The sequence below is a fragment of the Bradyrhizobium sp. genome, assembly GCF_027451485.1.
Lineage (GTDB): Bacteria > Pseudomonadota > Alphaproteobacteria > Rhizobiales > Xanthobacteraceae > Bradyrhizobium.
The window spans coordinates 1-10,659 of the sequence record NZ_DAIDJE010000168.1 but is presented as its reverse complement, the minus strand read 5'-3'; the positions used below and the strand labels follow the sequence as shown (position 1 = coordinate 10,659).

10 protein-coding genes and 1 pseudogene are annotated in these 10,659 nt (G+C 61.0%); 6 read left to right on the top strand and 5 right to left on the bottom strand.

Going from position 1 to position 10,659, the window contains the following annotated elements:
• A pseudogene (locus NEZ08_RS20440) lies at nucleotides 1-193 on the bottom strand (DUF1232 domain-containing protein); the annotation flags it as partial.
• Nucleotides 194-269: 76 nt separating this feature from the next.
• Complete coding sequence (locus NEZ08_RS20435; protein ID WP_298110961.1) at nucleotides 270-575, bottom strand: 4a-hydroxytetrahydrobiopterin dehydratase; 306 nt, start codon at nucleotides 573-575, stop codon at nucleotides 270-272.
• Nucleotides 576-849: 274 nt separating this feature from the next.
• Here NEZ08_RS20435 and NEZ08_RS20430 point away from each other — a divergent pair, with 274 nt between their 5' ends.
• From NEZ08_RS20430 to NEZ08_RS20420, 3 genes are all read left to right on the top strand, one after another.
• Nucleotides 850-2,256 carry a TAXI family TRAP transporter solute-binding subunit gene (locus NEZ08_RS20430; protein ID WP_298110959.1) on the top strand — a complete coding sequence of 469 codons (1,407 nt, stop codon included), beginning with the start codon at nucleotides 850-852 and terminating at the stop codon, nucleotides 2,254-2,256.
• A gap of 97 nt (nucleotides 2,257-2,353) precedes the next feature.
• Nucleotides 2,354-2,620, top strand: coding sequence for a hypothetical protein (locus tag NEZ08_RS20425; RefSeq protein WP_298110957.1), 267 nt, complete (start codon nucleotides 2,354-2,356; stop codon nucleotides 2,618-2,620).
• A 196-nt stretch (nucleotides 2,621-2,816) separates the two neighbouring features.
• A complete protein-coding gene (locus NEZ08_RS20420) occupies nucleotides 2,817-4,373 on the top strand; it encodes an alkaline phosphatase D family protein (RefSeq protein WP_298110955.1) in 1,557 nt (518 codons plus the stop codon).
• Nucleotides 4,374-4,376: 3 nt separating this feature from the next.
• Here NEZ08_RS20420 and NEZ08_RS20415 read toward each other — a convergent pair whose 3' ends face one another.
• Entirely contained in the window at nucleotides 4,377-4,766 is a 390-nt protein-coding gene (locus NEZ08_RS20415) for a response regulator (protein WP_298110963.1), read from the bottom strand.
• 200 nt (nucleotides 4,767-4,966) lie between these two features.
• Between NEZ08_RS20415 and NEZ08_RS20410 the strand changes: the two genes are divergently transcribed.
• From NEZ08_RS20410 to NEZ08_RS20400, 3 genes are all read left to right on the top strand, one after another.
• On the top strand, nucleotides 4,967-5,722 hold the full coding sequence (locus NEZ08_RS20410; RefSeq protein WP_298110952.1) for a Crp/Fnr family transcriptional regulator: 756 nt from the start codon (nucleotides 4,967-4,969) through the stop codon (nucleotides 5,720-5,722).
• Between the two features lie 238 nt (nucleotides 5,723-5,960).
• Nucleotides 5,961-7,787 carry a translational GTPase TypA gene (gene typA, locus NEZ08_RS20405; protein WP_298110950.1) on the top strand — a complete coding sequence of 609 codons (1,827 nt, stop codon included), beginning with the start codon at nucleotides 5,961-5,963 and terminating at the stop codon, nucleotides 7,785-7,787.
• Between the two features lie 155 nt (nucleotides 7,788-7,942).
• On the top strand, nucleotides 7,943-9,199 hold the full coding sequence (locus tag NEZ08_RS20400) for an NAD(P)/FAD-dependent oxidoreductase (RefSeq protein ID WP_298110948.1): 1,257 nt from the start codon (nucleotides 7,943-7,945) through the stop codon (nucleotides 9,197-9,199).
• Between the two features lie 245 nt (nucleotides 9,200-9,444).
• On the opposite strand, the gene NEZ08_RS20395 is transcribed toward NEZ08_RS20400, so the two are convergent.
• Nucleotides 9,445-10,350, bottom strand: coding sequence for an HNH endonuclease (locus NEZ08_RS20395; protein WP_298110946.1), 906 nt, complete (start codon nucleotides 10,348-10,350; stop codon nucleotides 9,445-9,447).
• Between the two features lie 88 nt (nucleotides 10,351-10,438).
• Nucleotides 10,439-10,659 (bottom strand): thiol-disulfide oxidoreductase DCC family protein (locus tag NEZ08_RS20390; protein ID WP_298110944.1); only part of this gene is annotated, 221 nt, incomplete at its 5' end.

The following is a 10,659-nucleotide window of genomic DNA, read 5'->3' as shown; positions in this document are numbered from 1 at the left end:
CTAGCAGCGCAGCCTGGACGTGGCGTGGCGTATTGCGGTCGAACGCGCAGTAATAGGCGCTGAGAAGGTCTTCCGCGAAGGGCAGACCGGCGGCGACGCGCTTGAACTTTGCCCAGAAGCGCCGGCGCACGCCTTCGGGATCCTTGGCGAGGTTATCCGCCGGCTCAAATCCGACCGTCTGTTCCGAATTCATCGCCCTGCTCCCTCGCGAATCCGCGCTTAGCTGGGCATGACACCCTGCTATTGCAAGATTGTTCGCAGGGCTTCTGTCAAGCGATTCCGAATTGGGCGGCGATCGCGTTCATGGCCTTGGCCAGTTCGACGTCTCGCCCGGTCACCCCGTTGGCATCATGGGTGGCGAGGACGACGTCGACCGTCTTGTAGACGTTGCGCCATTCCGGATGGTGATCGTTCTTCTCCGCGACAAGCGCCGCGCGGCTCATGAAACCGAATGCCTCGTTAAAATCCCTGAACACGAACGTGCGCGCGATCGCCTCCCGCCCGTCCACCTCTTTCCAGCCCGGCAAACCTTTCAGCGCTGCTTTGCGCGCCTCCGCCGACAATCGTTCCACCACGGGCTTTCCTCCTCCAAGCGGCTGTCCATCCTATTTAACACGGTTCCGGCTGTCCTGATCCGTAAAACCCCGTGCACCACCGCCTTCAAAAAGCCGCCGTAAAATCAAAGACCTATGTCTATGACTGCGTCCCTTGCCGCTGGCGGAGGATTTGGAAATCCGACAGGACCGGTAAGGATGACGCCAAAGTAACTCAGGAAAAGACGCCAGATTTGCTACAGTTCTGGCGCAACCAACGAGCAAATCTCCTTTGGAGTCGAATTTTTCCCGATCGATGACGAGTGCTCCCTACAAGGTGCCCACAAGCCGACCTCCTGGCCGCCCGGCGCACTGGAGCCTCGCCCTTGTCGTCCTCGCCGTGGTCCTCGCTTTGATCGGCATTTCCGCTGCGGCCTATTACTACGCGCTGCGGCCGGTCACCTTGCGGATTGCGGTTGGGCCGCCGGGCAGCGACGACCTCAAGGTCGTCCAGGCCTTGAGCCAGGCCTTCGTGGCCTCGCATGGCCAGATCCGCTTGCGCACGATCCAGACCGATGGCGTCACCGCCAGCGCCCAGATGATTGCCGAAGGACGGGCCGATCTTGCGATCATTCGCGGCGACCTGAGCGTTCCGAAAAATGCGCAGGCCGTGGCGACGCTGCGGAAGAACGTCGCCGTGCTATGGGTGCCGGCTGCCATAAAGGGCAAGAAATCAGCGGCGAAAATCACCAAGGTCGCGCAACTCGCCGGCCGTCGCATCGGTGTGATCGGCCGCACGGCGGCCAATGTCGACCTGCTCAAGGTGATCCTGCAGCAATACGGCATCGAGCCTGGCAAGATCGACGTCGTGCAGTTTCCGATCACCGAGGCGGTTGACGCGATCCGCAGCCAGAAGGCCGACGCTTATCTTGCCGCAGGACCGGTCAACAGCAAGATCACCTCCGAGGCGGTCGCTGCCTCGACGCACGAAGGCAAGGCGCCCACCTTCCTTGCGATCGATTCGGCGGAGGCGATCGCGCAAAACCATCCCATGTACGAGGCCTCCGAAATTCCGGCCGGCGCCTTTGGCGGGTCTCCCGACCGCCCCGAGGATGAGGTCAAGACCATCAGCTTCTCGCACCACATCGTCGCGCGCAAAGATCTATCGGACACGACGGTCGACGCCTTCACGCGGCAGCTCTTCGCGGTCCGCCAGACGGTGATGAAGGAGTTTCCGCTCGCTGCCAAGATCGAGACGCCGGATACCGACAAGGACGCCTTTATACCGGCTCATCCGGGCGCGGCGGCCTTTGTCGACGGCGAGGAAAAGACATTTCTCGACCGCTACAGCGATTTCATCTGGTGGGGTCTGATGGGGTTGTCGGCGATGGGCTCGGTCGGCGCGTGGTTCGCCGGTTACCTGAAGCGGGACCAGCGCAGCAACAATTCGACCCTTCGCGAACGGCTGCTGGACATGATCGCCGCCGCACGACGCAGCGATTCCACCGAAGAACTCGACCGGATGCAGGCGGAGGCTGACGACATCCTGCGCGATACGCTGCAATGCTTCGAGCATGGCGCGATCGAGGAAGGCGCGCTGGCGTCTTTCAATATTGCCTTGACGCAATTCCATCATGCGGTAGCCGATCGCCGTGCGCTGCTGATGAACCTGTCGCAGAATCTGCAACGTGCGGGCTCTGCGCTGCGGGTGACCGGAACCTGAGCAACCCGTCACAGGAAGGTGTGCGGCAGGGCGGAACCGGCCCTTCAACGCCAAGGTTCGTTCCTCATGTTGGATGTTTGAACGTGAGGAGAGCATCATGCACTTCAAATTTGTCGTGCCGGCTCTGGCCATTTTGGTCATGACGCTGACCGCCCCCGCCCATGCTCAATATGCGCCCATTTCCAGACCGGGTTATTATGGTCCGGCCTGTGGCGAACCGGTCTATCGAACGCACCTCTTCCGTGACGTCTACGCCGCCCCGCGGGTCGGGCCATTCCTTTATGGCGACGGCTGGGTTCCCGAGCCGATCTTCGATCATTCGAGAACCGGCGGCATCGACCCGAATATCCGCCCGTCGGACTGACGCAAAGGAGTGATCCTCTCACGAGACCCGATCGGCAGGTTGGCGCGCCTGCCGATTTTTTCATCTAATACTGATTTCGGCACGTTGGCCGGACCCGTAATGGCGCGGCCGGCCGATCACCGCGCAATCGCCGTCACATTGTCTCGGTAAGCTTCCTGCGCGATAACAGGCTGGCTCGATCGCTCCGAGGGCGCCCATGAAGATTGGCTTTTCCCGCAGGATTTCACGCCGGCGTTTCGTGAAGACTGCCGCAGGCGCCGCCGCCGTGGTCGCGATGCCCTACCTGTCGCGCGCCGCCGACCGGCCGGCCGTCTCCCACGGCGTGCAATCCGGCGACGTCAGCAGCGATAGCGGCGTGGTCTGGGGGCGCGCCGATCGCCCCGCGCAGATGCTTGTGGAAGTCGCAACGACCGAATCGTTCAAGGATGCGCGCGCGCTGCCGCCAATCGCCGCCCTGCCGGAAGGCGACTTCACCGCCAAAGTGCTGCTGGAAAATCTTCCCGCCGGACAGGAGATTTTCTATCGCATCAAATTCCGCGATTTGTCGCATCCCTATCTTGCAGGCGAAGCCGTGACCGGCCGATTCCGTACCGCGCCGGCGGATCGGCGCGATGTCAGTTTCGTCTGGGGCGGCGATGTCGCCGGCCAGGGCTGGGGAATCAATCCGGACGATGGCGGCATGAAGAGCTTCGCAGTCATGCGCCGGCATCGTCCGGACTTCCTGATCCATTCCGGCGATACGATCTACGCCGACGGCGTCTTTTCACCGGAGGTCAAGCTGCCGAACGGCAAGCTCTGGAAGAACCTCATGATCCCCGAGAAGACAAAGGTCGCGGAAACGACCGAGGAATTTCGCGCCGCGCACAAATACAATCTGCTCGACGACAACGTGCGCGCCTTTAACGCCGAAGTGCCGATCTTCGTGCAGTGGGACGACCACGAGGTCGTCAACAACTGGTCGGCCTCGAAAGTGCTTCCTGCGACCTACAAGGTGCGGGACATCAACCTGCTGGCGGCGCGCGCATCGCGGGCGTTTCACGACATGTATCCGTTGCGCGAGAGCCTTGTCGAACCCGGACGTGTTTACCGCACCATCCACTATGGTCCGCATCTCGACGTCTTCATGCTGGACGAGCGCAGCTATCGCGGCCCCAACGGAGCGAACCTGCAGGAGACTTATGGCCCTGCCGCCTATTTCCTGGGGCCGGACCAATTAGCCTGGCTCAAGCGCGGCCTCAAAGCCTCGAAAGCCATCTGGAAGGTGATCGCCTCCGACATGCCGCTCAGCCTGATCGTCTATGACGACTACGCCAACAGACGCGGCTCGGAAGCTTTTGCGCAAGGGGACGGACCGCCACGCGGGCGCGAACTGGAAATCGCCGATCTCCTGCGCTTCATCCGGGACAATGGCGTGACGAACACCGTCTGGCTGACCGCGGATGTGCATTACGCCGCCGCGCACTTCTACAATCCCGACAAGGCGCAATTCCAGGAGTTCAATCCGTTCTGGGAATTCGTCGCCGGGCCCCTGCATGCCGGAACCGGCTGGCAGAACGAGCTCGACGATACATTCGGCCCCGAGGTGAGATTTGCCAAGGCGGCGCCGAGCGGCGCGATCCTGTCGCCTTCCGACGGCTTGCAGTTCTTCGGCCACGTCCGAATTGATGGTGCGACCGGGCAGATGACCGTGACCTTGCGCGACCGCAACGACGCCGCACTGTGGTCGACGACCCTGAATCCAAAGTCGATTTGATGTTCAGCGCGCGGCGCCACCGGCTACGGCGCGTTTCAACGCCGCTTCAAGCGCATCGGTGGTGCATGGCTTCGGCAATCTTGGCTTTTGGGCAAATGCATCGGTCAGCGCCGCCCCGCCGTCATACCCGCTGACAAAGGTAAAAGGGATGCCGAGCGCTTCCAGACGTTCGGCAACCGCGAAACTGTTCTCGCGAACAAGGCCGATATCGAGCAGGGCAAAATCCGGAGCGCGCTCGTCGATGAATTGAAGAGCGCGCGCCACGTTGCCGGCGGTGCGGACGCTCTTTACGCCGAGACGAAGGATGGTGTCTTCGAAGTCGAGGGCGATGATTGGATCGTCCTCGACGACAAGAACGTCGCCGGGCAGTCCATCACGCAACGGGTCCAACATCGGGGCCACGAAGGTTCCAGTCAGGGCTATGAGTTGACGCAGGACAGTTCTGCCGGCCGCGCATCGCTGGGGCCGGTCCTGCCCCTCATCCATGAAACCAGCACATCGCGTTTATCGTTGTCTGTGCAGTAGTGGACGGAACCAGGGAACTCGTGGGGCTATTGTGAGAGCCGCACCAAACGAGGAGGCAAGCAGCCGCGATGAACGCGCAGGAAAGACCAGGCCAGATCGGCCAACGGCCCAACAACAACCTGTTGCGGCGGCTGAACGACAGCGACTATGCATTAATCTCGCCGTATCTGTCGCAGGATGAACCGGCATCGGACGATTTGCTCTACAATCCGGGCGACGACGTCGACACGGTGCACTTCCCCTGCGGAGCGAGCCTTGCCGCCTATCTCGTTCCCAACGAGGACGGTCGCGATGTGGAAACGATCCTGGTCGGCCGAGAAGGAGCAGTCGGCGGCATCGTCAGCCTCGGCTATTTGCCGGCCTACACCCGCATCACCGTCAAGTTCGGCGGCCCCTTCGTGCATCTGCCGATCACAAGACTCGAGCAGGCCAAGGCGGTCTCCGTCTCGCTGCGCAATGTCTTCGCGCGTTACGCCGACTGCCTGTTGGCGCAGATGTTTCAATCGACCGCCTGCAATGCAATCCATTCCATCGAGCAGCGCACGGCGAAGTGGATCATCTCGGCGCTGGAACGCACCCAGGGCCCGAATATCGTGCCGCTGACCCATGAGCAGCTGGCCACTCTGCTCGGCGTTGGCCGCAGCTATGCCAGCCGGGTGATCCAGATCTTCAAGCTGGAAGGACTCGTCGAGACCCGCCGCGGCTCCATCGTCGTGCGCGATCCCGAGGGCTTAAGGTCGCGGGCCTGCCACTGTAACGAATCCGTCAAAAACCACTTCGAGGAGGTGCTGCGGGGGGTCTACCCGACCGAGGCCGTCTCCTAGCGGTACCTTTCGGGCGCAAACGCGCTAACCAATTCACAAATCACACATTGTTTTTCGGCGATTCCTGACTATATTGCGCCGCAGTAGAGGCGTGCCCGGTCCCTTTGGCCGGGCTTCCTTTTTGGGTGCTGGCACCCAAGCGAAAAATCCAGGGTTTTCAGCGTGATCCGGAAAAAGCGGGTCCCGGTTTTCCGGTGAGATCGCGCTTCCTTCATCGCCTGACGCAGATAGAGCCGACATGAACCTTCGTAACGTCGCCATCATCGCCCACGTCGACCACGGCAAGACCACGCTGGTCGACCGCCTGTTGCAGCAATCCGGCACGTTCCGCGAAAACCAGAAGGTCGCCGAACGCGCCATGGACTCCAACGATCTGGAGCGCGAGCGCGGCATCACGATCCTGGCGAAAGCGGCTTCCGTGCAATGGAAGGACACGCGCATCAACATTGTCGATACGCCCGGCCACGCGGATTTCGGCGGTGAAGTCGAACGCATCCTCAACATGGTGGACGGCGCGCTGGTGCTCGTGGACGCCGCCGAAGGTCCGCTGCCGCAGACCAAGTTCGTGGTTTCCAAAGCGCTGAAAGTCGGACTGAAGCCGATCGTCGTTATCAACAAGGTCGACCGTCCGGACGCGCGTCCGACCGAAGTGATCAACGAGGTCTTCGACCTGTTCGCGGCGCTCGACGCCAGCGAAGAGCAGCTGGATTTTCCAATTCTCTACGGGTCGGCCAAGCAGGGCTGGATGGCGGAAAGCCCGGAGGGCCCGAAGGACAAGGGCATGCAGCCATTGTTCGACCTGATCGAGCGTCACGTCGCGCCGCCTTCCGTCGAAGAAGGGCCGTTCCGGATGATCGGCACCATCCTGGAAGCCAACCCCTATCTCGGCCGCATCATCACCGGCCGCATCACCTCCGGTTCAATCAAGCCGAACCAGGCGGTGAAAGTCCTCTCCGCCGACGGCAAGCTGATCGAGCAGGGACGCGTCACCAAGATTCTCGCCTTCCGCGGCATCGAGCGGACGCCGCTCGAGGAGGCGGAAGCCGGCGACATCGTCGCCATTGCCGGGCTGACCAAGGGCACGGTGGCCGACACCTTCTGCGATCCCAGCGTTGAGACGCCCTTGCCGGCGCAGCCGATCGATCCGCCGACTGTTTCGATGTCGTTTATCGTCAACAATTCGCCGCTCGCCGGCACTGAAGGCGACAAGGTGACGAGCCGCATGATCCGCGATCGCCTCTTGCGAGAGGCCGAGGGCAACGTTGCGCTTCGCGTCACCGAAGCAGACGACAAGGATTCCATGGAAGTGTCGGGGCGCGGCGAATTGCAGCTCGCGATCCTGATCGAGACCATGCGCCGCGAGGGCTTTGAGCTCTCGGTCTCGCGCCCGCGCGTCGTCCTGAGGAAGGACGAAACGACCGGCGAGTGGCAGGAGCCGATCGAGGAAGTCGTGATCGACGTCGACGAGGAGCATTCCGGCGTCGTCGTGCAGAAGATGAGCGAGCGCAAGGCCGAGATGATCGAGATGCGCCCCTCCGGCGGCCATCGGCTGCGGCTGGTGTTCTACGCACCGACCCGCGGCCTGATCGGCTATCAGGGCGAACTGCTCACCGACACCCGCGGCACCGCGATCATGAACCGCCTGTTCCACGGCTATGCGCCCTATAAGGGGGAGATCCAGGGCCGCCGCAACGGCGTCCTGATCTCCAACGATCAGGGCGAAGCGGTCGCCTATGCCATGTTCAAGCTGGAAGACCGCGGCCCGATGATGATCGAGCCGGGCTGGAAGGTCTATCGCGGCATGATCGTCGGCGAGCATACCCGCGACAACGATCTCGAAATCAACGTGCTCAAGGGCAAGCAGCTCACCAACATCCGCACCACGTCGAAAGACGAAGCCGTGCGGCTGACGCCGCCGATCAAGATGACGCTGGAAAAGGCGCTGGCCTATATCGAGGACGACGAACTGGTCGAGGTGACGCCGAAGTCGATCCGCCTGCGCAAGAAGTTCCTCGATCCCAACGACCGCAAGCGCGCTGAAAAAGCCAGGCAGGCGGTGGCGTAGGCATTGGCTTAGCCTCGCGGCTTCAATATTGATGGTCACTCCGGGGCGCGCGACAGCGCGGCCCGGGAAATGATGGTGCCGGTCGAAGAGTGCCGGGGGCGATGGATTCCGGGTCTGCGCTGAGCGCATCCCGCAATGACGATGTGAGGTGATCAATGCCCCTCCCTTCTTCCATCGAGGTCGCCATCATTGGAGCCGGCGCGGCGGGCCTTGGTGCCGCGCATGCGCTGAAGCGCGAAGACCGCTCGTTCGTCGTGCTGGAGGCGCGCGATCGCGTCGGCGGCCGCGGCCACACCATCATGGCCGCACCTGATGTGACGTTCGATCTCGGCTGCGGCTGGCTGCACTCGGCCGACCGTAACGTCTTCGTCAAAATCGCCGAACAGCTCGGCTTCGCGATCGACCGGACGCTGCCGCCCTGGCGCGACCGCATCGCCGTCGGCAACGCTTTTCCGCCGGCAGAGCGCGCCGAATTTCTCCATTCGCTCGATGACTTTTTCGATCGGCTGGAACAGGCGGCGAAGGAAGCAGCCAGGACCGGCATCGATCGTCCCGCCGACTTTTGCCTTGAGCCGGGCAATCGCTGGAATCCGATGATCGATGCGATCTCGACCTATATCAACGGCCGCGAGCTCGACCAGGTATCGATCCTCGACTTCGATGCCTATGAGGACACCAACATCAACTGGCGGGTGCGCCGCGGCTATGGCGCGCTGATGGGGGCCTACGGCGCTTCGCTGCCGCTTCACTTCAATTGCGAGGTCACGCTGATCGATCACTCCGCAAAGCGTCTGCGCATTGAAACGTCACAAGGCACGCTTGCTGCCGACAAGGTGATCGTCACGGTGCCGACCAACCTGATCGCGCAAGGGGCGATCCGCTTTGTCCCGGCGCTGCCGGACAAGGTCGATGCCGCCGCGCACCTGCCGCTGGGACTGGCCGACAAGGTGATGCTCGCGCTCGATGGCGCCGAACAGATGCCCGCCGACGGCAATCTGCGCGGCATGACCATGCGTACCGAAATGGGCACCTATCACCTGCGTCCGTTCGGCCAGCCTTGCATCGAGGGCTTTTTTGGCGGCCGATTTGCGCAAGTCCTGGAAGATGCGGGCGACGGCGCCATGGCCGCGCATGCCATCGACGAGATTGTGTCGTTCCTCGGCAACGATTTTCGCCGCAGGCTGAAGCCGCTGAAGGAATCGCGCTGGGCGCATGACCCGTTCGCGCGCGGCTCCTACTCGCACGCGCTGCCCGGTCATGCCGGCAAGCGCGCCGTCCTCGCCGCGCCCGTCGATGGGCGCCTGTTCTTTGCCGGCGAAGCCACCTCGCCGAACTTCTTCACAACCGCCCACGGCGCGCATGATTCCGGGGAGAGGGCGGTGCGCGAGGTGATGGGAGCTATCAATAAGTGATTCTGTCGGGAGAAACACACCGTGAAGAACTCAAAAGATGGTTGGGCCTGGCGGCATCTTAGCTTCCCGCGATGGCGCGAAGAGGTAAACCGCCGGCTGAGCGAGGTATACGTGATCACGATCGACGACGCAGGCATTGACGACGATAGGCTTCGCTCGCATTGGCAAATGAAGCAGCCCCCATTTGAATTTGTCGAATGGTTTGGCGACAAATACGACCTTGATCCCAAGTCGGCCTTCGGACTCTAACCTTTGAACACCTTATCCCGATGAAACTTCAGATAGTGGTTGTTGGGAAATAAATTGCTGTCCTTGGGCAAATTAATTGACCCGGTCTTATTCAAAAGGCGAATTGCATCTTCTGGGACATGGTTCTTTGCAACCAGTATTTTAAAATCATCCCCAATTGAAATTAGGCCGCGGTCGAACATCCAATGCACTGTGGCAGAAAGAGCCAATCCGTTACGAACGGAATCCGGACCGTTTGACGCCACCGGCTGGATGTGAGCTGCCTGAACCTCAGGACGGCCTCCCCCGTTTATCAACTTCAAGCTCGTGATTGCGCAGCGATTTGAATATGCCGCACGCACGTTATGCATGAAAGATCGTTCACGGAATGGTCGAGAGACCAGCATTTCGACAACAGGTCGCTCGAACCGGACCGCCGGCTCCATGAAACCTGGCAACGAAGCATCTTTGAGGCGCGAGACTTCTCCAATAACTGGTGCAAAGCCAGCTTTTAATATTCTGTCAAACTCGTCATCGGGAATAAGGCGGACAGCTCTTCCAAACGCGCCCTTATTTGTACTGCCGTCGTCCTTACGAAGCGCGCTTTCATAGTACTCATCACCTTCAACGAACGGAACAAGGGTATCGAAATCCAAGTAGGTACTACCATCAATGTTCGCAAAAAAGTGGTCTGCCAAAGTGGCGTCTTCAGTTACGGAACTAACGCGAGCAACACCAAAATAGGATTGCCTACCGCCGCGACTTGAAAGGTCAGCAGTGGACCTCCGAGGTTCATAGTAAATGATGTAATCGCCAACAGCTTGTTGCACGTAATTCAGATACGTGCGCGGGAAATGATATCGCTCCTCGGGCAAGTCCTTGTAGCTTGGCGCGACTTTGGTGGTGAAAATTGCTTTGGTCATAGCCGAGTGGTGGACGCGGTGCCCCTTAAGGTTAGTTTCAGCTTAGAGTAGCTGGACCCTCTTAGATAGCCACCGATTGAGCTGCGCCCTATTCCATCACCCTTTCCCGCATCCCTTCATCCGGCACAAAGCACGCATCATATTTGCCGAAAATCCGGTAGCGGTTTTTTGCAACGAGATTGTAGACCGCATCACGAAGCGGCTTCGGCAGCGTCAACAGCGCGCGTGTCCAGCGATACCTCGGCAGACTTGAAAGCACGGTCAGCGCCGCGTCGGATTTGAAATACGCGATGCCGCCGCGGATCACCG

Excerpts from the sequence above, each read along its gene's own strand:
- typA (WP_298110950.1), top strand. The coding sequence starts at position 5,961 with ATGAACCTTCGTAACGTCGCCATCATCGCCCACGTCGACCACGGCAAG.
- NEZ08_RS20395 (WP_298110946.1), bottom strand. The coding sequence starts at position 10,350 with ATGACCAAAGCAATTTTCACCACCAAAGTCGCGCCAAGCTACAAGGAC.
- NEZ08_RS20400 (WP_298110948.1), top strand. The coding sequence starts at position 7,943 with ATGCCCCTCCCTTCTTCCATCGAGGTCGCCATCATTGGAGCCGGCGCG.
- NEZ08_RS20410 (WP_298110952.1), top strand. The coding sequence starts at position 4,967 with ATGAACGCGCAGGAAAGACCAGGCCAGATCGGCCAACGGCCCAACAAC.
- NEZ08_RS20425 (WP_298110957.1), top strand. The coding sequence starts at position 2,354 with ATGCACTTCAAATTTGTCGTGCCGGCTCTGGCCATTTTGGTCATGACG.
- NEZ08_RS20415 (WP_298110963.1), bottom strand. The coding sequence starts at position 4,766 with ATGTTGGACCCGTTGCGTGATGGACTGCCCGGCGACGTTCTTGTCGTC.
- NEZ08_RS20430 (WP_298110959.1), top strand. The coding sequence starts at position 850 with ATGACGAGTGCTCCCTACAAGGTGCCCACAAGCCGACCTCCTGGCCGC.
- NEZ08_RS20420 (WP_298110955.1), top strand. The coding sequence starts at position 2,817 with ATGAAGATTGGCTTTTCCCGCAGGATTTCACGCCGGCGTTTCGTGAAG.